The sequence below is a fragment of the Pseudomonas sp. FSO-7 genome (assembly GCF_059579345.1).
This window is the reverse complement of the sequence record NZ_CM184193.1, coordinates 3641752-3664500: the sequence shown is the minus strand read 5'-3', so window position 1 is coordinate 3664500 and position 22749 is coordinate 3641752. Positions and strand designations below refer to the sequence as shown.

Annotated in this window: 15 protein-coding genes; 8 read left to right on the top strand and 7 right to left on the bottom strand. The window is 61.3% G+C overall.

What is annotated here, in order from left to right; all coding sequences use genetic code 11:
- Positions 1-5: 5 nt before the first annotated feature.
- The 5 genes from AC515T_RS15935 to AC515T_RS15915 all read right to left on the bottom strand — a co-directional run bounded on the left by AC515T_RS15935 (position 6) and on the right by AC515T_RS15915 (position 8154).
- Positions 6-1430 carry an efflux transporter outer membrane subunit gene (locus AC515T_RS15935; RefSeq protein ID WP_496529095.1) on the bottom strand — a complete coding sequence of 475 codons (1425 nt, stop codon included), beginning with the start codon at positions 1428-1430 and terminating at the stop codon, positions 6-8.
- On the bottom strand, positions 1427-4606 hold the full coding sequence (locus AC515T_RS15930) for an efflux RND transporter permease subunit (protein ID WP_496529094.1): 3180 nt from the start codon (positions 4604-4606) through the stop codon (positions 1427-1429). The genes AC515T_RS15935 and AC515T_RS15930 overlap by 4 nt, the downstream gene beginning before the upstream one ends.
- A 15-nt stretch (positions 4607-4621) precedes the next feature.
- Positions 4622-5875 carry a multidrug efflux RND transporter periplasmic adaptor subunit MexE gene (gene mexE / locus AC515T_RS15925; RefSeq protein WP_496529093.1) on the bottom strand — a complete coding sequence of 418 codons (1254 nt, stop codon included), beginning with the start codon at positions 5873-5875 and terminating at the stop codon, positions 4622-4624.
- Positions 5876-6209: 334 nt separating this feature from the next.
- Positions 6210-6974 carry a substrate-binding periplasmic protein gene (locus tag AC515T_RS15920; RefSeq protein WP_496529092.1) on the bottom strand — a complete coding sequence of 255 codons (765 nt, stop codon included), beginning with the start codon at positions 6972-6974 and terminating at the stop codon, positions 6210-6212.
- A 292-nt stretch (positions 6975-7266) separates the two neighbouring features.
- Complete coding sequence (locus AC515T_RS15915; protein WP_496529091.1) at positions 7267-8154, bottom strand: LysR family transcriptional regulator; 888 nt, start codon at positions 8152-8154, stop codon at positions 7267-7269.
- 101 nt (positions 8155-8255) lie between these two features.
- Between AC515T_RS15915 and AC515T_RS15910 the strand changes: the two genes are divergently transcribed.
- The 4 genes from AC515T_RS15910 (at position 8256) to AC515T_RS15895 (ending at position 11629) form a co-directional block, all read left to right on the top strand.
- Entirely contained in the window at positions 8256-8681 is a 426-nt protein-coding gene (locus tag AC515T_RS15910; protein WP_496529090.1) for a VOC family protein, read from the top strand.
- A gap of 101 nt (positions 8682-8782) precedes the next feature.
- The gene (locus AC515T_RS15905) at positions 8783-9403 is read left to right on the top strand and encodes a TetR/AcrR family transcriptional regulator (RefSeq protein WP_496529089.1); all 621 of its coding nucleotides are present in this window, start codon (positions 8783-8785) and stop codon (positions 9401-9403) included.
- 97 nt (positions 9404-9500) lie between these two features.
- Positions 9501-10313: a thioesterase family protein gene (locus AC515T_RS15900; protein WP_496529088.1), complete on the top strand. Its 813-nt coding sequence runs from the start codon at positions 9501-9503 to the stop codon at positions 10311-10313.
- Positions 10314-10357: 44 nt separating this feature from the next.
- Complete coding sequence (locus AC515T_RS15895; RefSeq protein ID WP_496529087.1) at positions 10358-11629, top strand: OmpP1/FadL family transporter; 1272 nt, start codon at positions 10358-10360, stop codon at positions 11627-11629.
- A 268-nt stretch (positions 11630-11897) separates the two neighbouring features.
- Here the strand turns inward: AC515T_RS15895 and AC515T_RS15890 are convergent, their stop codons facing one another.
- Both AC515T_RS15890 and AC515T_RS15885 read right to left on the bottom strand, forming a co-directional pair.
- Positions 11898-12683 carry an SDR family NAD(P)-dependent oxidoreductase gene (locus tag AC515T_RS15890; RefSeq protein ID WP_496529086.1) on the bottom strand — a complete coding sequence of 262 codons (786 nt, stop codon included), beginning with the start codon at positions 12681-12683 and terminating at the stop codon, positions 11898-11900.
- Positions 12684-12742: 59 nt separating this feature from the next.
- Complete coding sequence (locus AC515T_RS15885; protein ID WP_496529085.1) at positions 12743-14203, bottom strand: efflux transporter outer membrane subunit; 1461 nt, start codon at positions 14201-14203, stop codon at positions 12743-12745.
- A gap of 212 nt (positions 14204-14415) precedes the next feature.
- Here AC515T_RS15885 and AC515T_RS15880 point away from each other — a divergent pair, with 212 nt between their 5' ends.
- The 4 genes from AC515T_RS15880 (at position 14416) to AC515T_RS15865 (ending at position 22742) form a co-directional block, all read left to right on the top strand.
- Positions 14416-15525 (top strand): efflux RND transporter periplasmic adaptor subunit, encoded by a 1110-nt coding sequence (locus tag AC515T_RS15880; protein ID WP_496529084.1) that lies wholly within the window; start codon positions 14416-14418, stop codon positions 15523-15525.
- Entirely contained in the window at positions 15522-18602 is a 3081-nt protein-coding gene (locus tag AC515T_RS15875) for an efflux RND transporter permease subunit (protein WP_496529083.1), read from the top strand. The genes AC515T_RS15880 and AC515T_RS15875 overlap by 4 nt, the downstream gene beginning before the upstream one ends.
- 55 nt (positions 18603-18657) lie before the next feature.
- Positions 18658-19944 carry a beta-ketoacyl-ACP synthase II gene (gene fabF, locus AC515T_RS15870; protein WP_496529082.1) on the top strand — a complete coding sequence of 429 codons (1287 nt, stop codon included), beginning with the start codon at positions 18658-18660 and terminating at the stop codon, positions 19942-19944.
- A 1082-nt stretch (positions 19945-21026) separates the two neighbouring features.
- Positions 21027-22742: a type I secretion system permease/ATPase gene (locus AC515T_RS15865; RefSeq protein ID WP_496529081.1), complete on the top strand. Its 1716-nt coding sequence runs from the start codon at positions 21027-21029 to the stop codon at positions 22740-22742.
- The last annotated feature ends 7 nt before the right edge of the window (positions 22743-22749 follow it).

The following is a 22749-nucleotide window of genomic DNA, read 5'->3' as shown; positions in this document are numbered from 1 at the left end:
GCGGATCAGTTGCTGGCGACGGTTTCCGGTTTCCAGCCACCACCCAGGGCCTTGTAGATCGCGACGATGCCGCGGTACAGGTCCACTTCGGCCTGGGCCTGGGTGTCTTCGGCGGCCAGGCGTTCGCGTTGGGCGTCGAGCAGCACGAGGAAGTCCACGGTGCCTTCGCGGTAGCGAATCTCGGCCAGGTCGGCGGCGGCGCGGCTCGATTCACTCTGGCGGATCAGCGAAATCAGCCGTTGCTGGCGCTTGCCGTAGTCGCTGAAGGCGTTTTCCGATTCTTCCAAGGCCAGCAGCACTTGCTGTTCGTAGGTCGCCAGGGCGCCGTCCGCCTCGGCGTCGGCACCGCGCAAGCGCGCCCGCACGCTGCCCAGGTCGAAGGCGGCCCAGGTAATGCTCGGGCCCAGCGCCCAGGCGTTGGCCGCCGAGGAGCCGATCTGCGAGCCACGTCCAGCCGTGAAACCGAGGAAGCCGCTCAGGCTGACCCGTGGGAACAGGTCGGCCTTGGCCACGCCAATGCGCGCCGTGGCGGCAGCCAGTTGGCGTTCGGCACTGAGAATGTCCGGGCGCCGTTGCAGCAGTTCACCCGGGTCGCCGATGGGCAGGGCCTTGGCGATGGCCGGCAACTGTTTCGGGCTCAGGTCCACGCTGAGTTTGTCCGGGCGTTCACCCAGCAGCGTGGCGATGCGATTGCGTTGGCGCACCTGCTCGGCCTGCAGTTGCGGCACGCTGGCTTCCACTGAGGCCAGGCGCGCATCGGCGCGGACCACATCAAGCTGATCGCCGACGCCGGCATCGCGCAGGCTTTCGGTGATCTTGCGCGAATCCTGCTGGTTCTTGAGGTTCGCCAGGGCGATCTTTTCCCGCAGTTGCGCGCCGCGCAGTTGACCGTAGGCGTCCACCAGTTCGGCGATCATCGTCACCTGCAACTGATAGAGGTCTGCTTCGATCGCCTGTTGATCGGCATCGGTGGCTTCCAGGTTGCGCTGGATGCGCCCGAACAGGTCCAGCTCCCAGGCCATGTCCAGGCCCAGGTCGTAACGCTCGGTGTTGACCCGGTCGTCAGTTTGCGCCGCCGGATTCTGGCCTTTGCCCAAGTCGCTGCTGGCACGGCTGGTGATGGTCGGCATGGCGTCATTGCTGGCGTCATCGCGAATCGCCCGGGCGGCCCGCAAGCGGGCGAAGGCCACGCGCAACTCGCGGTTGCCTTCCAGGGAGCGGCTCACCAACGCATTGAGGGTCGGGTCGTCGAACTGCTGCCACCAGACACCTTCGAAACGGGCGCGGTCGAAATTCTTCTGGCCGGCGGCACCGTCGGTGGCGGTGGTGATATTCGCCGCCTCCGTTTGCGGAGCCTTGTAGTCCGGGCCTACGGCGCAGGCACTCAAGGCCAACACCAGCAAGCTCGGCACGAACGCTTTCAAACTCATTGTTGCGCCTCCAGTTTCAAAGCCCGGGCCGCCTTGCGGGCCTCGCTGCGCTCGACGAAGTTGCGGATCAGTACATAGAACACGGGGGTGAGCAGCAGGCCGAAGAAGGTCACGCCGAGCATCCCGGAGAACACCGCCACACCCATGGCATGACGCATTTCCGCACCTGCGCCGCTGGAGAACACCAGAGGCACCACGCCCATGATGAAGGCGAAGGAGGTCATCAGGATCGGCCGCAGACGCAGGCGGCACGCTTCAAGGACCGCCGCCAGCGGGTTCATGCCTTCGAGCTGTTTATCCTTGGCGAACTCGACGATCAGAATCGCGTTCTTGCAGGCAAGCCCCACCAGTACGATCAAACCGATCTGGGTAAAGATGTTGTTGTCGCCACCGGAGAGAATCACCCCGGTAATCGCCGACAGCAGGGTCATCGGTACGATCAGGATCACCGCCAATGGCAGGCTCCAGCTTTCGTACTGTGCCGCGAGCACCAGGAACGCCAGCAGCACGCAGAGCGGGAACACGAACAACGCGGTGTTGCCCGAGAGGATCTGCTGGTACGTCAGGTCGGTCCACTCGTACGTCATGCCGTTGGGCAGTTCGTCCTTGAGCAGTTTCTCGATGGCCTTTTCAGCCTGGCCGGAGCTGTAGCCCGGGGCGGCGGCACCGTTGATTTCAGCGGTGATGAAGCCGTTGTAGTGCATCACGCGGTCTGGCCCAGAGGTGTCGCTGACCTTGATGAAGGTCGCCAGCGGGATCATCTCGCCACGGTTGTTGCGCACCTTGAGCTGGCCGATCTGGTCGGACTCGAGACGGAACTGCTGCTCGGCCTGGACGTTGACCTGGTAGGTGCGACCGAAGCGGTTGAAGTCGTTGGCATACAGCGAACCCAGGTAGATCTGCAGGGTGTCGAAGATGTCGCTGACGGCCACGCCATGGGTCTTGGCTTTTTCACGGTCGATGGCGGCATCGACCTGGGGCACGTTCACGGTGTAGCTGGTGAACAACCCGGCCAGTTCCGGCACGCTGCGGCTCTTGGTGATGATGTTCATGGTTTCTTTGTACAGCTCGTCGTAGCCCAGGTTGCCCCGGTCCTCGATTTGCAGGCGGAAACCACCGATCGTGCCCAGGCCCTGTACCGGCGGCGGTGGGAAGATCGCCATGTAGGCTTCCTGGATCTCCGAGTATTTGCCGTTCAAGGCACCGGCGATGGCACCGGCCGACATGCTCGGGTCTTTGCGCTCGTCGAAGGGCTTGAGGGTCACGAACACGATGCCGGCGTTCGGGCTGTTGGTGAAACCGTTGATCGACAGGCCGGGGAAGGCCACGGCGCTTTCAACGCCCGGTTGCTTGAGGGCCACGTCGGACATGCGCTTGATCACATCTTCGGTGCGATCCAGGCTCGAGGCGTCCGGCAGTTGGGCGAAGGCCACCAGGTATTGCTTGTCCTGGCCGGGCACGAAGCCCGTCGGGGTGGTGGAGAAGCCGAAGAACGTCAGCACCATCAGGCCCGCGTAGAGCACCAGGGCGATGCCGCTGCTGCGGATCACCCGAGCGACGGTGCCCACGTAGCCGTGGCTGGCACGCTCGAAGAAACGGTTGAACGGACGGAACAGCCAGCCGCCGAATACCTTGTCCAGGAACTTGGAGAAACGGTCCTTGGGCGCGTCATGACCCTTGAGCAGTACTGCGGCCAGGGCCGGCGACAGGGTCAGGGAGTTGATCGCCGAGATCACCGTGGAGATGGCAATGGTCAGGGCGAACTGTTTATAGAACTGACCGGTCAGGCCACTGATGAACGCCGCCGGAACGAAGACCGCGCACAGCACCAGGGCGGTGGCGATGATCGGGCCGGTCACTTCACCCATGGCGCGCTTGGTCGCCTCCACGGGGGTGAGGCCCAGCTCGATGTTTCGCTCGACGTTCTCCACCACCACGATGGCGTCGTCCACCACGATACCGATCGCCAGGACCAGGCCGAACAGCGACAGGGCGTTCAATGAGAAGCCGAACAGGTGCATCACCGCGAACGTACCGATCAGCGAAACCGGCACCGCCACCAGGGGAATGATCGAGGCGCGCCAGGTCTGCAGGAACAGGATCACCACCAGCACCACGAGAATCAGGGCTTCGAACAGGGTGTGGACCACCGCTTCGATGGAGCCCCGGACGAAGATCGTCGGGTCATAGACGATGCTGTAGTCCATCCCGGCCGGGAAGCCCTTCTTCAACTCGTCCATCTTCTCGCGAACGTCGTTGGAGATCTGGATGGCGTTGGAGCCTGGACGCTGGAAGATCGGGATCGCCACCGCTGGCTGGTTGTCCAGCAGCGAACGCAGGGCGTATTGGCTGGAACCCAGTTCGACCCGGGCGATGTCTTTCAGGCGCGTGATCTCACCGTTGGCGCCGGAACGAATGATGATGTTCTCGAACTCTTCCTCATTCACCAGGCGCCCCTGGGTATTGATCGACAGCTGGAAGGCTTGGGCATTCGGTGCTGGCGGCGCACCCAGGGCACCGGCCGCCACCTGGCGGTTCTGTTCACGGATCGCGGTGACCACATCGGTGGCGGTCAGGTTGCGCGAGGCAGTCTTGTTCGGATCCAGCCAGACCCGCAGGGAGTAATCGCCCATGCCGAACAGTTGCACATCACCCACGCCGCCCAGGCGCGCCAGCTCATCCTTGATGTTGAGCAGGGCGTAGTTGGACAGGTAGAGCATGTCGTAGCGTTTGTCCGGCGAGGTCAAGTGCACAACCATTGTCAGGTCGGGCGATGCCTTGTCCACCGTGATGCCGATCCGGGTCACTTCTTCCGGCAGCTTGGGCTCGGTCCGGGTGACGCGGTTCTGCACCTGCACCTGGGCGTTGTCCAGGTCGGTGCCCAGGGCGAAGGTGATGGTCAGGGTGATCTTGCCGTCAGCGGTGGACTGCGAGGACATGTACAGCATGTTCTCGACGCCAGTGATGGCTTGTTCCAGGGGCGCGGCCACGGTTTCGCCGATGACCTTGGGGTTGGCGCCCGGGAAGTTGGCGCGTACGACCACGGTCGGCGGCACGACTTCCGGGTATTCGCTGATCGGTAGCTGGAACAGCGAGATGGCGCCGGCGATCAGGATCAGCAGCGAAAGCACCGCTGCGAAGATCGGCCGCGAAATGAAGAACTGGGAAAATTTCATCTTGGATTCAGTCCCTTAACCGCGTGGGGTCGCAGCGGCCAGTTTGCCTGCCGAGCCTGACGCTGCCTTGGATGGCGCGACTTGGGGCAGGTTGCTGGCTTCGAGCGCTTTACGTTGTTGTGCCAGGGCGGCAATGGTTTCGTCGCTGGCCATCGGCACGGTTTCAGGCGTGACCGGTGCGCCCGGACGAGCCCGTTGCAGCCCCTTGACGATGATGGTGTCGTCCTTGCTCAGGCCGTTGCGCACGATGCGCAGCCCTTCGATCTTGGGCCCCAGCTCGACGGCGCGGTAGGCCGGCTTGTTGTCGGCGTCCATCACCAGCACGAATTTCTTGCCCAGGTCGGTGCCCACGGCTTCGTCGTTGATCAGCACGGCGGCGTAAGTGCCGCTGCCCACCAGCTTCAGGCGGGCGTACAGGCCAGGGGTGTAGGCGCCGTCCTTGTTGTCGAACACGGCGCGGCCACGGATGGTGCCTGTCTGCGGGTTGACCTGGTTATCGACGAAGTTCATCTGGCCCAGGTGCGGGTTGCCGTCCTCGTTGGACAGGCCCATGTAGACCGGCGTGGCCTGGCCGCGCTGGCCCTGGCGGGCGAGTTGGGTGTATTTGAGGAAGACACGCTCGTCGGCGTCGAAGTAGGCGTAGACCTTGTCGGTGGACACGACGCTGGTCAGCGGCGTGACGTCGGCGGTCACCAGGTTGCCGGCGGTGATGGCCGCCCGGCTGACGCGACCGCTGATGGGCGCGGTGACCCGAGTAAAGCTCAGGTTCAGTTTCGCCAGGTCCAACTGCGCCTGGATGGCCGCGGCGGCGGCACGGGCTTCCTGGGCGGCGCTGGTGCGCGAGTCCGCCAGCTCGGCGGAAATGGCGTTGCTCAAGCGCAGGCGTTCGCCACGCTGGGCTTCGTTTTCGCTGCGGGTGGCGGTGGCACGGGCTTGGGCCAGTTGGGCTTCGAGACGACGGACTTCAGCCTGGAAGGGGCGTGGGTCGATCTGGAACAACAGGTCGCCTTTCTTGACCAGCGCACCTTCGGTGAAAGCCACTTCGTCGATCTGCCCGGAAACCCGTGGGCGGATCTCGACGGTTTCTGGCGCCTCGAGGCGGCCGGTGAATTCATCCCATTCGTTGACAGGCTGCTCCAGCACCTTGGCCACACTGACTTTGGCCGGCGGCATGGACGCTGCCGTGTCGGGAGTCTTGCCGCAGGCGCTCATCACCAGCACCGCCAGCAGCGCGAGGGGAAAACGCAGTTTTGAAAGTGAATGTTCCATGGATAGCATCCGCCAATGTATTGAGAATGGGCGGATGATGCGTGGCACAAGGCACAGGAACGAATCGAATGAAGCAAAGGTAACTATCATTCAGAATGATATAAGCCATCGATGAGGGCTCTAGTCCGGCAATGCGCTGCACTTTGGGGAACGATGGATCCGTGGCGAGGGAGCTTGCTCCCGCTTGAGCGCGAAGCGCTCACATAGAAGGGCCGCTACGCAGCCCCGCGGGAACAATCACCCTCGCGACAATGACTCAGGCCAGTCCTGGGTGAGTGCATGGATTGAGAGGGGTTCTGATTCTTTTCTTATCAAATGTATTGATGGTCGCGTTCTATTGCGGCAAGTAAAGGTCATGGACACGCTTGACGGTCCCATCCGCACGAAGCGCTTCAACCGCTTCGCGCAAATGCTCGACCATTTCCGGCGAGCATTGCTTCGAACAGGCCAGGTAAAGGTCAGCGCTACTGCCGACCGAGCTCATGAGCAGTTTACGCTTGGACACCTTCGGCCAGATGTAGCGGCTCTCCGGTACGCCGTTGAACCAGGCATCGATACGGCCCATCAACAGCATCTGGGCGGGATTGTCGCCAATGGCCAGGGGGTAGATCTGCTCGTCACTGAACCCCTCGGCACGCAGGATATCCTGCTGCGCACTGCCCAGACCGACCCCGATCTTGCGGTAGGTTTCTTTCGCTTGGGCGAAGCTGCTCACCCGTCGCTGGAGGCTGAAAAAAGCTCGCTCCATGGGCATGATCGAGGCAATCCAGGTGAAACGATCCTCACGGGAGGGTATGCGCGACAGCGGTGTGATCAAGTAGTCCTGTGATTCACTGACGTGCTTCTGTGCCCGAGCCCAGGGAAGCACATGGACCTTTACGGTGTACCCGGCCCTGGTCATGGCCGCCACGGCGACATCGCCCACGATTCCGTGGCCCCTGGGGTCGTTGACGAACGTCAGCGGTGGTGCGTCGAGGATGTGCAGTTCAATTTCCAAGGGTTCAGCGCCGGTGTTGTGCACAACCAGCAGCGGTATCAATAGACAAAGCCTGGATAGCGCCTTGGAGGGACCATTCAAAACGCGTTTGCTCGGGCTCATGATCGATACTTCAGGCATTGGAAAGTGGGGCGTCATTCTATGGGGCGGCGCCGGGAACAGCGTGCTGCTGGCCGATTTTATGTGATGCAGCGCACCTAAAGCGGGCTCGCCGCAGTCGTTTTATCTGGACACGCCAGCCTGTTGCATCGGCCTGACTGCGTGTATCTGAAGGTATAGATCATCCCGTCGACAAAAGCCTTGAGTCTTGCGCATTGATACCAGATTACGGCGGTCAATCTCAGCGATGATCGACGCTTGGTTGTGGCAAAGAAGACAGGGGCAACGCTGCGAACTATGAGGCTGGCCCACCGTTGGCCCGAGCTTGCTCCGCAATCAGTTGCACCAGTATCCCCGCCGGTTCGCCTAGGCTCTGTCGAGGCCGATGGACGAGCCCGACATCACGGTGGAAGGTGTGCTCCGCTAGGTCGAGCGCGCGCACACCCTCTGGCCATTTGTGATGGGTTGCGGTTTGCGGCACCAGGGCCACGCCTACGCCGTTTTCAACCAGTTTGATGATGGCCTCCAGTTCATCCAGCTCGCTGACTTCATGCAAGGCAAAGTGCATCTTGCGCAGGAAGCGATCCACCTGCCGGCCACCGAACGAGGCGCGGTCATAACGAATGAAGGGTTGGCTGCCAAGCAGTTCGGCCCAGTCTTCGCCCGGTAGCGCGCTTGGCACGATCAGTCGATACGGCTCGAGCGCCAGGGTCATCCAGCGCAGATCGCTTTGCAGCGAGAAAGGCGGGCGGATGATGGCGGCCATGTCGATTTCGCCGGCATCCACCAAGTTGATCAACTCCATCGACACGCCAGGCAGCACCCGCGTGCGACACTGCGGACACTGTTGGTGAAACCGGGCGAGGGCGTCTGGCAGGTAAGAGCGTTGCACTGAAGCGATAGCGCCAATGTTCACCAGGACATTGGGGGCAAGTCCTGCTGGGCTTGCGCCAAGATTGTCGTAGAGGCGCAGCAGTTCTTGCGCCTGCAAGAGTATTTGGTGGCCCATTCGGTTGAGGTGGGCCGAGCGTCCCTTGCGGTCGAAGATCTCGAAGCCGAGTTCGGCCTCCAGGCGCTGGATCTGCGCGCTGACCGCTGCCTGGGTGAGGCCGATTTTATGCCCGGCGGCAGCGAAAGTACCTTCCCGGGCCACGGCGATAAGGGTCTTGAGTTCTTTGATCATTCACAAATATTAATTGTGTTCCTGAGAAATATATATTGATTTTGTTGTTATGAGCCGCACCTTACGATGGCCCGGTCCTAACAAAAGCATCAGGAGTCGTGATGAGCCTTTCTCCCTTCCACCTCGCAATCCCTGTTTACGACCTTCCAGGCGCCCGGGCCTTTTATGGCGAAGTGTTTGGGTTGCAAGAGGGCCGCTCCAGTGCCCAGTGGGTCGACTTCAACTTCTATGGTCACCAGTTGGTCATCCATGAACAGCCAAAGACCGCTGCCCAAGAGAGCGTGCACAGCAACCCGGTAGATGGGCACGATGTGCCTGTTCCGCACTTCGGCATCGTTTTGGGCTGGCAGGAGTGGGAAGCGCTGGCCGAGCGGTTGAAATCCTTTGGGACCGAATTCGTCATCGAGCCGTACATACGTTTCAAAGGGCAGGTGGGGGAGCAGGCCACGATGTTTCTATTCGATCCCTGTGGCAATGCGCTGGAATTCAAGGCGTTCAAGGATATGAGCCAGCTCTTCGCTAAATAGAGGGAAGAAGAGTGCCGATAGCTTGAGAGTGGCTGGCTTGTGACTCAATTATCAAAGGGTCACAAGTTGTCAACTATCTTCAGGGTGCGTAAGCTGCCTCCATGAACCAGCCATCCCTACCTTCGCCCAGTACCCGTGGCCCAGCCGACCATGACATTCGAAATCAGATTGTCGCGGCGGCCAATGAGCATTTCAGCCAATACGGTTATGGCAAGACCACGGTGTCCGACCTGGCCAAGGCCATCGGGTTTTCCAAGGCCTATATCTACAAGTTCTTCGATTCCAAGCAGGCGATCGGCGAGGCCATCTGCAGTCAGTGCCTGGCCGAAATGGTCGCGGCGGTGGAGCAGGCCATCAGCGAAGACGGCCTTTCAGCGACGGAGCGCTTTCGCCGCCTGGTCAAGACCCTGATCACCAAGGGTGTGAACCTGTTCTTCAATGACCGCAAGCTCTATGACATTGCGGCGTTTTCCGCGTCTGAGCACTGGCCCAGTTCGCAAGTCTATGACGCAAGGATCAAGAGCTTCGTGCTGCAGATCGTGCGTGAAGGGCGGGAACTTGGGGAGTTCGAACGCAAGACGCCACTGGACGAAACCGTCGACGCGATCCATCTGGCGCTGCGGCCGTTCGTCAATCCCCTGTTGTTGCAGTACAACCTCGATTACGTCGAGCAAGCCCCCACGCTCACTTGCAACCTCATCTTGCGTAGCCTCATGCCTTAAGCGCGCTCACCGATGCACATTTCGATCCTTGCGGCCTGATGGCCGCTTTTATTTATCTGGATTGTGACTGTTGACATATTTGGTCACATGAATAAGCATGGCGCATCTGCTCTTAGCCTGGGGCGTCGGTATGACGAGCTTTGCCAAATTGCTGCAGCAATTCGATCCGGACGCAGCCTTTATGGCTCCGCCCAACTGGCAGCAGGGTCGTACCCTGTTTGGTGGCTTGTCAGCGGCTCTGTCGCTGCAGGCGGTCTTGCGGGAACGTCCAGCGGATTTCCCTCCGTTCAAATCCGCGCAGGTGGCGTTCATCGCGCCGGTGACGCAGGCCCAGACTTTCGCTGTAAGCGTGTTGCGCCAAGGTCGCTCAGTCACTTCGGTATCCGTCGATTGCCTGTCCGGCGATGACCTTGCCTTGCGCTCGATTCTGCTGTTCGCTCAGCCACGGGCGAGCAGGATCACTCATGACGCCTGGGGCCGGCCGTTTGTGGAGGGACCGTCCCGCTACGCCACCCTGGCGCTGGACAGCAAGATTGCTCCGGCTTGCGCCTATAACTTCGAAATGCGTCCTGCAGGCGGTTCGCTGCCGATGTCCGGTGCTGAAAGTCCTGAACTATTGATGTGGGTACGCCATCTGGACGCCCAGGGCGTAGACCCGGCAGTAGCCTTGATCGCACTGGCTGACAGTTTGCCCCCAGCCGCCATGACCTGCTTCACCGAACCCGCCGCTATCAGCTCCGCGTCCTGGATGATTGACCTGCCGCAGCCAGCCGTTGCCGGCGAATGGTTTCTTGTCAGCTCTTTCAGCCAGCAGGCGCTGGAAGGGTATTCGCTACAGGACATGGAGATATGGGACGAAAACGGCCGCCGCGTGCTTTGGGCGCGCCAGACGGTGGCCATTTTTATCTAGTACAAACACCCCCTATCCAGACAGCCGTTCCCAGAGTCCCAACAATGAAAAAAATAATGCTCCAGGCCCCCGTGGGCCTCGCCGTTGCGTTCGCCACTTCTCATGTGTTCGCGAGCGGTTTTGCCCTCAATGAACAGAGCATCAGCGGGATGGGATCCGGGTTTGCCGGTCGCTCATCGTCGGCCGAGGACGCGAGTACCGTCTTCGGTAACCCCGCGGGCATGTCTCGCTTGAAATCAGAACAGGTCAGCCTGGGGGCTGCGACGCTTTTCGCGAAGAATGACATCAGCCAGACCCGCAGTACCTTTGGTGGCCAGGAAGACGGCGACGTCGTGCCCACGACCACGGTGCCCATGGGTTACTACGTCAAGCCCATCGATGAACATTGGGCGTTCGGCGTGGGTTTCTATGTGCCGTTCGGCCTGATTACCGATTACGGCAGCGACTTTGCCGGGCGCTATTACGGCAACAAAAGCGAGGTCACGACACTCACGTTCCAGCCCACTATCAGCTACGCCTTCAATGACCGGGTTTCGATCGGGTTCGGCCCGACGATCAACCGTATCAGTGGCGAGATAACAGGCACCGTGCCCAACCCACTGAGCCCGGGCCGCAATGACGGAAAACTCAAAAGCAACGGCGACGACACCGCGCTCGGTTTCAATGCCGGTGTCCTGGTGCAGGCGACGGATCGAACCCGTGTGGGATTGACCTACCATTCCAAGGTCAGTTACCACTTGGATGCCAAGACCAAGGTCAGCAACGGCATCTTCAGCGTGATAGGGCTCAGCGGTCGCAGCTATGACGCTTCGCTGGATGTGGACACCCCGGAGTCCGTGGACTTCTCGGTGACTCACCAGCTCGACAATGACTGGACCTTGTACGCGGGCAGTACCTGGACACGCTGGAGTCGCTTCAAGGAATTGACCATCGAGAACAGCGGCTTGCCGCCTTTATTGAGCGGCTCGCTGGGCACCATTACCGAAGAGCAGAACTGGCACGATACGTGGGCTCACGCGATTGGTACGTCGTATCAGTTGAATAATCAGTGGGTGCTGCGCGCAGGCTTCTCGGTCGACCAGTCGCCCGCCAACAACAGCAACCGTGGGCCACGTATTCCTACCGGCGACCGGAAAATCGTCAGCTTCGGTGCCGGCTGGACGCCAGTGGACGATGTCACGATCGATGTTGCTTATTCCTATCTGTGGGAAGAGAGCGTACGGGTCAACGAAAGCTCGCCGGCCAGAGGCGCCTACAGCTCCAAGTACAGGAACAGCGCGAGCGGTTTTGGTACTTCTGTCAGCTATCGCTTCTGATCGATTGTCGCTCTAAAGGTCGGGAGAAGGGTAATGCTGTCACTTAAGGCTGTGGAACGTTAGTTTCGACCGATTGGATTGGGTACATATCCGTTGCTGCCGTTACCGCAGCAATGGATATGTACCCAATCCAACCCCAAAGAAAGCAGCGCCCCCTCGGAAAGCACCTTTTCCTTAAGTGAACAGCATTGCGGGAGAAGGGGGCATTGTCTCCCGACCTTTAGAGCACGGCCCTGACGCTTCCTGGGTAAAAAACCTTTCCGCCCGCTCAGACGCCCATGATGCGTGCCATCAGGCCCTGATGAAACCAGCGCGGCGTGGCCCAGGTCAAGACGGTGACTGCCTTGTTGCCAAGCCCCGGAACGACACTTATGCGTCCGGCTTGCAGCGCGCGGATGCCTGCGCGCACAACGGGCTGGGGTTGCATCATCACCCTTTTCAAAACCGGTGTGATTTTTTGTCTGGCGCTTTCTGCAAACCCGGTGTCCGACATGCCCGGGCAAAGGGCTGTCACGACGATGCCATCGCTTTTGAGTTCGCGATGAAGCGCTTCAGAGAAGCGCAGCACGTAGGCTTTTGCGGCAGAGTAAACGGCGAAGTTCTTTACGCCCTGAAAGGACAGCAGGCTCGCGACCATAAGGATGTGTCCACGTTGCCGGATTCGCATGTCAGCTGCGAAGAGGTGGGTCAGGGCTGTCACGCTGGCAATATCCAGGGCGATCATCGCCAGCGAGTGGTCCAGGGACTGAGTCAGGAAAGGCCCCTGTAAGCCATGGCCTGCATTGTTGATGAGCACATCGATCACGATATTGCGCTCGCTCAGTCGCGCGTGCAGTTCGATGATCGCGGGGATCGAGGACAGGTCTACTTGTTCGACGAGCACATCAACGTGGAAGCGTTCGCGCAACTGCGCTGACAATGCTTCGAGCCTATCCAGCCGGCGCGCCACCAGGACGAGCGATTTTCCCTGTGCTGCGTATTGCCGCGCAAACTCTTCGCCAAATCCGCTTGAGGCGCCGGTGATGAGCACCCAAGAGCGTTCGTTAGGTTTCATATCATTGGTCTCGGGTTAGTCAACTGAAAGAGAGGGGAGCAACGTTGTGTTTGGTCGACTCAGCGAGTCGCCACCGGCTGGACCTCAGGAGGCTGCCAGCCACCGCCCAGCGCCCTGAATGCCGCCACTGCCGCCCGTGCCGATTCCGTGCGTGCTTGCGCCCGGGCATCAGAGACTTGCAACAGGGTCGCGTCGGCATTCAAAACATCGATCAGGCTGGCTGCGCCTTTCTGATAGCCAATGAATGACGATTGGCGAGCTTGGGCCAACGATGTTTCGCCCTGGGTAAGGGTGCTCGCCTGGGATTCTCGATTCACCAGCGCGGAAAACGCGTTCTCGACGTCCTCGGTGGCGCGCAGCACGGACTGGCGGTAAGCCGCCAGCGCTTCGGCGTCCTGCCCCTTGGCCTGGTCGATTTGCGCGTTGATGCGGCCAAAGTCGAAGAGTCTCCAGCGCAAGCCCAGTGCGCCCGACGCCTGGCTGGCATCACCGGTGAAAAGATTGCCGGCGGAAACCGCCGTGGCGCTGCCCAGTAAAGCGCTGAGGGAGAATTTCGGATAGTACTCGGCGACGGCCTCGCCGATACGCGCATTGGAAGCCACGAGACGGCGCTCGGCGACGATCAGGTCTGGCCGGCGGCGCAGCAGATCGGCGGGGGTTCCCATGGCGGTTATCTGGGGTGCCAGAGGAACACCGTGCCCATTCGCCAGTTGACTGCGATGAGTGCCGGGCGATGTGCCAAGCATGACATCCAGGGCATTCATGGCCGCATCCAGGCCGGTCTGCAGCACGGGCACCGTCGCCTGGACCTGCGAGAGGGTGCCCTCGACCTGATGAACCTGATAGTTGGCGGCGAGGCCCTTGCTGTAGAGCAACTGGACTTTTTCCAACAGATCCTGCTGTGTCCTGACTTGTCGGTTGGCAATGTCCAACCGCGCCTGAAATCCACGGGCAGTGATGTAGAGGTCGGCGGTCTGCGCGGCGACGGCCAGGCGTGTGGCCGCGACACCTGCTTCGCTGGCCTGGTACTCGGCCAGTGCCGCTTCGCGTCCGCGGCGCAGGCCGCCAAAGAGGTCCAGCTCCCAACTGGCGCCCAGGTTGAGTTCGTAGGCGCTGCCGTAGCGATCGTATCCAGGCGTCGAGTCCAGCACCTGGCCAAGGGGTGTTTCCACGGATTGGTACGCACGCGCAGCCTGGCCGTTGATATTTGCGGAAGGCAATAACGCGGCACTGGCGGCACCCAGGCCAGCCCGTGCCTGGGTGACGCGGGCCGATGCCTGCGCCAAGTCCAGATTTTGCTCGAGTGCCTTGGCAATCAGGTCGCTGAGCACCGGATCGGCAAATCCTTCCCACCACATGGCGAGGCTGGCTGATGTCGCGGCGGACCTCTGCTCGACAGACGTCTGGCCCAGGTAACGATGGGCGAGCACAGTGTCCGGACGATGGTAATCCGGACCGACCGTGCAGCCTGCCATCAAGCCGAAACTCACCAACCAGACAGCGGGGCGTAGGGGCGACATTGGGACTCCTGGAGTCATGTGAGGTTTGTGACCATATTATATTATGGTCACTTGCTGTCAATGATCGTTCATAAGGTGAAACTATAGAGAAGGTTAAGTGATAGGGGTGGGTGGTCTTGATATAAGGTGCGAGTTGATTTGTGACCATTGACAGTAATGGTCACGAGACTGAGAATGCGGCCTCTGTCCTCATTTACTCAAAAAGGGAACCTATGCGCCGGCTCCGACCTGTCACCTTTGCCGCTTGCTTGTTGCCGCTCGTCCTGACGGCGTGTGGTGATTCTTCCACCGCTAAAGATCCGCGCACGCTTGCCCCCTTGGTGCGGGTCGCTGAAGTCCAGGGTTCGTCCGACGCCTCGCGTTCTTTTACCGGCGTCGTGGCGGCGCGTGTCCAGAGTGACCTGGGCTTTCGGGTGTCGGGCAAGGTCCTCGAACGTCTGGTCGATACCGGGCAGACCGTTAAGCGTGGCCAGCCGCTCATGCGTCTCGACCCCATCGATTTAGGGTTGCAAGCACGAGCGCAGCAAGAAGCTGTCGCTGCCGCCAAAGCCCGAGCCAAACAGACCGCCGATGACGAGGCTCGCTATCGCGACCTGGTTGCCGCCGGTGCCATTTCCGCTTCGGGCTACGACCAGATCAAAGCCGCCGCCGATACCGCCAAGGCACAACTCAGCGCTGCGCAGGCGCAGGCTGACGTGGCCCGCAACGCGTCCGGCTATGCCGTGCTGCTCGCCGATGCCGACGGCGTGGTGATGGACACGCTCGCTGAGCCCGGGCAAGTCGTCAGCCCCGGGCAAACCGTGGTTCGACTGGCGCGGGCGGGGCAGCGCGAAGCCGTTGTGCAATTGCCCGAGACCCTTCGGCCCGCCGCAGGCGCCACCGCCCAGGCGACGCTTTATGGCGCTACCGTGGGCGCTGTGACCGCGAAACTGAGGTTGCTTTCGGATTCGGCCGACCGCGTGACGCGCACCTTCGAGGCGCGGTATGTGCTCGAGGGCGCGTTGGCCAATGCGCCGTTGGGAGCGACCGTCACGTTGCGTCTCGCCGGAGGCACCGCGCAGGGGCAGACGCTGCAAGTGCCGATCGCCGCCATTTATGACTCGGGAAAAGGTACCGGCGTATGGGGCATCAACGGTGAGCCGGCGAAAGTCACTTGGCGCCCTGTGCAGGTACTGGGTTTGAGTGACGACGCCGCGCGAGTCGCCGGCAATCTCAACGTGGGCGAACGTATTGTCGGGCTCGGCGCCCATTTGCTGCATGAGGGGGAAGAAGTGCGGCTGGCGCAACCGGGTGACGTGAAGGTTGCCGGAGGCCGTCCATGAGCCTCAACCTGTCGGCACTCGCCGTGCGCGAGCGCTCCATTACCGTGTTTCTGATTTTCCTGATTGCTGTCGCAGGGACCTTGGCGTTCTTCCAGCTGGGGCGTGCCGAGGACCCGCCGTTCACGGTCAAGCAGTTGACCGTCATCACCGCATGGCCGGGCGCGACCGCTCAGGAGATGCAGGATCAGGTTGCCGAACCCCTTGAAAAACGCCTGCAGGAACTGAAGTGGTACGACCGCACGGAAACCTACACCCGGCCTGGTCTGGCCTTCACCATGGTGTCGCTGGTCGATCGCACGCCACCTTCGCAGGTGCAGGAGGAATTCTATCAGGCGCGTAAAAAGCTCCAGGACGAAGCACTCAAGTTGCCAGCGGGCGTCATCGGGCCGATGGTCAATGACGAGTTCTCCGATGTGACGTTCGCGCTGTTCGCCCTGAAAGCCAAGGGCGAGCCGCAGCGGTTGCTGGTGCGTGATGCCGAAGCGTTGCGCCAGCGCCTGTTGCACGTGGCAGGGGTGAAAAAAGTCAACATCATCGGCGAGCGGGCCGAGCGCATTTTTATATCCTTCTCCCATGATCGGCTGGCCACTCTGGGCGTTTCGCCCCAGGACATCTTCGCGGCGTTGAACAGCCAGAACGCGCTCACGCCCGCCGGTTCGATCGAAACCAATGGGCCGCAGGTCTTCCTCCGGGTCGACGGTGCCTTCGATGAATTGGCGAAAATTCGTGACACGCCCCTGGCGATTCAAGGCCGCACCCTCAAGCTCTCGGATGTGGCGACCGTCGAGCGCGGTTATGAAGATCCGGCCACGTTCCTGGTGCGCAATAACGGCGAAGAAGCGCTGTTGCTGGGTGTCGTGATGCGTGAAGGCTGGAACGGCCTGGACCTGGGCAAGGCCCTGGATGCGGAGACGACCAAGATAAATGAAGGCATGCCACTGGGCATGACGTTGACCAAGGTCACCGATCAAGCCGTGAACATTGACTCGGCCGTCGGTGAGTTCATGGTCAAGTTTTTTGTCGCGCTGCTGGTTGTAATGCTCGTTTGCTTTCTCAGCATGGGCTGGCGTGTAGGTGTTGTGGTCGCCGCCGCCGTGCCGTTGACACTGGCGATAGTGTTTGTGGTGATGGCCGCCACCGGAAAGAACTTTGACCGCATCACCCTCGGGTCGCTGATCCTGGCGCTCGGGTTGTTGGTGGACGACGCCATCATCGCCATCGAAATGATGGTGGTGAAGATGGAGGAGGGCTACGACCGGATCAAGGCTTCCGCCTATGCCTGGAGCCATACGGCCGCACCGATGCTGTCCGGTACGCTGGTGACGGCAATCGGATTCATGCCCAACGGCTTCGCGCAATCGACCGCCGGTGAGTACACCAGCAACATGTTCTGGATCGTCGGCATTGCGCTGATCGCTTCCTGGGTGGTGGCGGTGGCGTTTACCCCTTACCTGGGGGTGAAGCTGTTGCCGGACATCAAGCAGGTCGAGGGCGGGCACGCAGCCATCTACAACACGCGCCACTACAATCGTTTTCGCCAGGTCCTGACCCGCGTCATCGCACGCAAATGGTGGGTAGCCGGCACGGTGGTGGTGACATTTGTCGTGGCGATTCTGGGCATGGGCCTGGTCAAGAAACAGTTCTTCCCGACCTCCGACCGCCCGGAGGTGCTGATCGAAGTGCAAATGCCCTATGGAACCTCCATCGAGCAGACCAGCGCCACCACCGCCAAGGTCGAGGCCTGGTTGCAGAAACAGGACGAGGCAAAAATCGTCACGGCCTACATCGGCCAGGGCGCGCCTCGCTTCTACCTGGCGATGGCGCCGGAACTGCCCGATCCATCGTTCGCCAAGATTGTGGTGCTGACCGACAGCCAGGAAGCACGCGAGGCTCTCAAGTTCCGTCTGCGCGAGGCGGTTGCTGAGGGGCTTGCCCCTCAGGCGCGTATCCGGGTGACGCAACTGGTGTTCGGCCCGTATTCGCCGTATCCGGTTGCCTACCGGGTGATGGGGCCGGATCCGTCGAAACTGCGCGAGATCGCGGCGCAGGTCGAGGATGTCATGCAGGCGAGCCCGTTGATGCGGACCGTCAATACCGACTGGGGACCACTGACGCCGACATTGCATTTCACCCTGGACCAGGATCGGTTGCAGGCGGTAGGCCTGACCTCAAATGCCGTTGCGCAGCAATTGCAGTTCCTGCTGGCGGGGGTGCCAATCACGGCGGTTCGCGAAGACATCCGCTCGGTACAGGTGGTCGGCCGTGCGGCCGGTGACATTCGTCTCGATCCGGCCAGGATCGAGGGCTTTACCCTGGTAGGTGCGGCGGGGCAGCGTATCCCGTTGTCCCAGGTGGGCGAGGTCGATGTGCGCATGGAAGATCCGATTCTTCGTCGTCGTGACCGCACCCCGACCATGACCGTGCGCGGCGACATTGCCGAAGGCTTGCAGCCACCGGACGTCTCGAACGCGATCATCAAGGCCCTGCAGCCGGTCATCGAGACCCTGCCGAGCGGCTATCGGATCGAGCAGGCGGGCGCTATCGAGGAGTCGGGCAAGGCCGGCAAGGCGATCGTGCCGCTGGTGCCGATCATGGTGGCCCTGACCCTGCTGATCATCATCGTGCAGGTGCGTTCGATCTCGGCCATGATCATGGTGTTCCTCACCGCGCCCCTGGGCCTGATTGGCGTGGTGCCGACGTTGCTGATCTTCCATCAGCCGTTCGGGATCAATGCTCTGGTCGGTCTGATCGCGCTCTCGGGCATCCTGATGCGCAACACGCTGATCCTGATCGGGCAGATCCATCACAACAAACAAGAAGGGCTGGAACCCTTCCATGCCGTCATCGAGGCCACAGTGCAACGGGCGCGTCCGGTCCTGCTGACGGCGCTGGCGGCCATCCTGGCCTTCATCCCGCTGACCCACTCGGTGTTCTGGGGCACGCTGGCCTACACACTGATCGGCGGCACGTTCGTCGGCACCATCATGACGCTGGTGTTCCTGCCAGCGATGTATGCCATCTGGTTCAAGATCCGTCCCGACCGTCCAACGCACATCCCGGCAGCGCCGTTGGCGTAAGCCAGCACGCGTGCTGTTTTTAGTGAATGTCGACTGAGCAACGAAGAGGTTTGAAATGATGACTCCCCAAGGTCAAAAACGCATCGTCGTCACCGGCGTGGGCATTGTCGGCCCGCTGGGTTGTGGCGTGGAAGAAGTCTGGCAGCGGTTGCTGGCCGGGCGCTCCGGCATTCGTCTGCTGTCTGGCGATATCACCGAGGGGACGGGTGTGGCCGTGGGTGGCCAGGTGCCGTCGCTGGAAGAGGACGCCACCGCCGGTTATGACCCGGAGCGCATCATTGCGGCCAAGGATCGCAAGAAGATGGACCGCTTCATCGAGTTCGCGCTGGTGGCGGCCGAAGAAGCGTTGCAGCAGGCCGGCTGGCAACCGACCGATGCCCATGACCAGGAGCGGACAGCGACCATTATTTCCTCGGGCGTGGGGGGCTTTGGCACGATTGCCGATGCCGTACGCACCACCGATGCCCGTGGTCCGCGCCGATTATCACCGTTCACGGCCCCGGCCTTCCTGGCGAATATGGCGGCCGGGCAGGTGTCCATTCGGCACGGTTTCAAAGGGCCGCTCGGCGCGCCAGTCACCGCCTGTGCGGCCGGGGTGCAGGCCATTGGCGATGCGGCCAGGCTCATCAGGAGCGGCGAGGCCGACATCGCCGTATGCGGAGGAACGGAAGCGGCGATAGACCGCGTGACCCTGGGGTGTTTTGCCGCCGCTCGGGCCTTGTCCACGGGGTTTGCCGAGCGCCCGCAAGAGGCCTCGCGTCCCTTCGATCGTGATCGCGACGGTTTTGTCATGGCCGAGGGGGCAGGGTTGCTGGTGATCGAGTCCCTGGAACACGCCCTCGCACGTGGCGCCACGCCCCTGGCGGAGCTGGTAGGTTATGGCACCAGCGCCGATGCCTACCACCTGACGGCGGGCCCGGAAGACGGCAACGGCGCCCGGCGCGCGATGGAGCAGGCGCTGCGTCAGGCCGCTGTCAGCCCGGGCGATGTGCAGCATATCAATGCCCATGCGACGTCGACTCAGGTCGGCGACAACGGTGAGCTGGCGGCGATTCGCTCGGTGTTCGGGCGCGATTCCGATGTAGCGATCACTTCCACCAAGTCGGCCACCGGGCATCTGTTGGGGGCGGCGGGCGGTATCGAGGCTATTTTTACGGTGTTGGCGCTTCGGGACCAGATCGTTCCGCCTACCCTGAATCTGGTTCATCCTGACGAGGCGGCTGCGGGGCTTGATCTGGTTGGCCTGAAGGCCAGGAAGAAGCCGATTACCCATGCGCTTTCCAATGGGTTCGGGTTCGGTGGGGTCAATGCCAGCGTGTTGTTTCGGCGTTGGGAGGACTGACTGTGGGGAGTTTTTTGGGCGGGGGGATATCCGTTATTTAGGTAACGGCTTCTTAGGGGGCCGCCCTGACGGCGGCTCACTTTTGAGAAGCCCGGAAGCCGGGCCCAGTCAAAAGTAAGCAAAATACTTCACGCCCCACCACTCGGCACCTCGTTCCGGCATTGCTCCGTGGGTCCGCCGCGAAGGACCATCCATGGCCCAGCGCGGCTATCCCGGCATCTATGCCGGGATGCCCACTCCACAATGCCTGCGTTCGGCCAGCCTGGTTAACGGGGCGCCACAGATCAATGTCCTCCACGAGGCGGCCTTATAGCCCACCTGGTTCTTGATAGGGGGTCGCGTTTCCCCCTGTGCGAACGGGCTTGCCCGCGAAGAGGCCAGCGAACCCAACATCCATGTGACTGAACCATCGCCATCGCGAGCAGGCTCGCTCCCACACTGGATTTTCAACAGACACAAAATTCATGTGCACCCAGTTTCCCTGTGGGAGCGAGCTTGCTCGCGATGAGGCCGGCACCCCCAACATCACCGCAGCTGAGCCACCGCCATCGCGAGCAGGCTCGCTCCCACACTGGATTTTCAGCAGACACAAAATTCATGTGCGCCACAGTCCCCTTGTGGGGCGGGCTTGCTCGCGAAGAGGCCAGTACATTAATATCTTCATTGCTGAGCCATCGCCATCGCGAGCAGGCTCGCTCCCACACTGGATTTTCAGCAGACACAAAATTCATATGCGCCACAGTCCCCTTGTGGGAGCGAGCTTGCTCGCGAAGAGGCCAGCAAGCCCAACAATCATGTGACTGAACCACCGCATTCGTGAGCGAGCTCGCTCACACACCAACGCTGAAATCCCACCGGTAAAACCGAGCCCCAAAAGGGGCGCTTTCCATCTTTTTAAAAGAGGCACCGTTTTCCAGGTCAATTTTTCCTTAAGAACTGCACAAACGTGCCGATACAGCGCGGTAGATCCGATTGCGCGGGCGCTTCAGCGGTGTCCCGCCGAAAGATATTCCAAGCGTTCGCGCGCCTGTGCCCTTGTGATTTTTCAGGTTTGACCAGAATCGGACCTCAGGTGATGAACCATGTCAGCCCACGCCAGGACCGAACTGGAAGGCGCCCTTGCCGTCTGCAAAGGTAGTTTTCTTTCCGTTGGTTTTTTCAGTTTTTTTGTCAACTTGTTGATGCTGGTTCCTTCGTTCTACATGCTGCAGGTGTATGACCGCGCGGTAGGCAGCGCCAGTCTGTCGACGCTGTTGATGCTGACGCTGATCATGTTGCTGTTGATGATCACCATGGGTGGTTTGGAGTGGGTCCGTTCGCGGATCATGGTGCGGATCAGCACTCGCCTGGACACACTGCTGAGCCAGCGTCTGTTCGACGCCAGTTTCAAGCAGGCGCTCAATACCAGTGGCATGAATGCCACGGCCCAGCCTTTGAACGACCTGAACGGTTTGCGCCAGTTCCTGACGGGCAACGGCCTGTTTGCGTTTTTCGACGCGCCGTGGATCCCGATCTACCTGGCTGTCATGTTCATGTTCCATTCCTGGTACGGCTGGATGGGGATCGTGAGTGCCGTGTTGCTGGGCGCGTTGGCCTTTGCCAACGAAAAGCTCACCTACTCGCCGCTGCAGGCTGCCAACCTTGAACAGATGGCGGCCACTGCGTTCACCAACAAGAGCTTGCGCAATGCCGAAGTAGTGGAGTCCATGGGCATGCTTGCCAGCCTGCGCCAGCACTGGAGCGGGCGAACCCATAAGGTCCTCGCTCTGCAAAGCCTGGCCAGCGACCGCGCCGCGACCGTGACGTCGGTGTCCAGGACGTTCCGGCAGATCGTTCAGTCGCTGGTGCTGGGCCTGGGTGCCTATTTGACGATCAATCACGAGATTTCATCCGGGCTGATGATCGCCGGCTCGATTTTACTAGGGCGCGCGTTGGCGCCCATCGATCAGTTGATCGGCGTATGGAAAGGCTTTCTGGGGGCCCGTTCGCAATATGCCCGGCTGCATGAATTGCTGCTCAAGATTGCCGCCGAGCCTGAACGCATGCCGTTGCCGACACCCGAAGGGGCGATTCGCGTCGAGGGGCTTTCGGCGGGATCGCCGGACGCTCGCAAACCGATTATCCGCGGCTTGGATTTCCAGGTGGCCGCAGGCGAGGTAGTGGGCATCATTGGTCCCAGCGGTGCCGGGAAGTCGACCCTGGCCAGGGTGTTGTTGGGCGTCTGGCCAAGCCTGGCCGGCACCGTGCGCCTGGACGGTGCGGACATCAGCCAATGGCGTCGGGAGGAGTTGGGCCAGTACATCGGTTATCTGCCCCAGGACATCGAACTCTTCGAAGGCACGATCAGCCAGAACATCTCCCGCTTCGGCCCGGTGAACGCACCTGCCGTGGTCGCCGCTGCGCGCATGGCGGGCGTGCATGAGTTGATTCTGCAACTGCCCGATGGTTACGACACCCTGATCGGTGCCAATGGCGGTGGGTTGTCCGGCGGCCAGCGACAACGTATCGGTCTGGCCCGCGCCTTGTACGGTGAGCCGCGCCTGGTGGTGCTCGATGAACCGAACTCCAACCTGGACGATGCCGGAGAAAAAATGCTCGCCGAGGCGCTGCAAAAGCTCAGGCAGAGCAAGGCCACGGTGTTTGTCATTACCCATCGATCCGGAGTCCTGGCGCAGGTGGACAAGCTGCTGGTGCTCAATCATGGCGAGCTGAGTCTGTTCGGACCGCGCGACCTGGTCCTGGCACGCCTGCGAGACGTAACGCCCGCGGCCCGCCAGGCTGCCGGGATTCAACCGTAGGAAACGG

Excerpts from the sequence above, each read along its gene's own strand:
- AC515T_RS15910 (WP_496529090.1), top strand. The coding sequence starts at position 8,256 with ATGAGCCTTTCTCCCTTCCACCTCGCAATCCCTGTTTACGACCTTCCA.
- AC515T_RS15915 (WP_496529091.1), bottom strand. The coding sequence starts at position 8,154 with ATGATCAAAGAACTCAAGACCCTTATCGCCGTGGCCCGGGAAGGTACT.
- AC515T_RS15900 (WP_496529088.1), top strand. The coding sequence starts at position 9,501 with ATGGCGCATCTGCTCTTAGCCTGGGGCGTCGGTATGACGAGCTTTGCC.
- AC515T_RS15890 (WP_496529086.1), bottom strand. The coding sequence starts at position 12,683 with ATGAAACCTAACGAACGCTCTTGGGTGCTCATCACCGGCGCCTCAAGC.
- AC515T_RS15865 (WP_496529081.1), top strand. The coding sequence starts at position 21,027 with ATGTCAGCCCACGCCAGGACCGAACTGGAAGGCGCCCTTGCCGTCTGC.
- AC515T_RS15905 (WP_496529089.1), top strand. The coding sequence starts at position 8,783 with ATGAACCAGCCATCCCTACCTTCGCCCAGTACCCGTGGCCCAGCCGAC.
- AC515T_RS15880 (WP_496529084.1), top strand. The coding sequence starts at position 14,416 with ATGCGCCGGCTCCGACCTGTCACCTTTGCCGCTTGCTTGTTGCCGCTC.
- AC515T_RS15930 (WP_496529094.1), bottom strand. The coding sequence starts at position 4,606 with ATGAAATTTTCCCAGTTCTTCATTTCGCGGCCGATCTTCGCAGCGGTG.
- fabF (WP_496529082.1), top strand. The coding sequence starts at position 18,658 with ATGATGACTCCCCAAGGTCAAAAACGCATCGTCGTCACCGGCGTGGGC.
- AC515T_RS15935 (WP_496529095.1), bottom strand. The coding sequence starts at position 1,430 with ATGAGTTTGAAAGCGTTCGTGCCGAGCTTGCTGGTGTTGGCCTTGAGT.
- AC515T_RS15885 (WP_496529085.1), bottom strand. The coding sequence starts at position 14,203 with ATGTCGCCCCTACGCCCCGCTGTCTGGTTGGTGAGTTTCGGCTTGATG.
- AC515T_RS15875 (WP_496529083.1), top strand. The coding sequence starts at position 15,522 with ATGAGCCTCAACCTGTCGGCACTCGCCGTGCGCGAGCGCTCCATTACC.
- AC515T_RS15920 (WP_496529092.1), bottom strand. The coding sequence starts at position 6,974 with ATGAGCCCGAGCAAACGCGTTTTGAATGGTCCCTCCAAGGCGCTATCC.
- mexE (WP_496529093.1), bottom strand. The coding sequence starts at position 5,875 with ATGGAACATTCACTTTCAAAACTGCGTTTTCCCCTCGCGCTGCTGGCG.
- AC515T_RS15895 (WP_496529087.1), top strand. The coding sequence starts at position 10,358 with ATGAAAAAAATAATGCTCCAGGCCCCCGTGGGCCTCGCCGTTGCGTTC.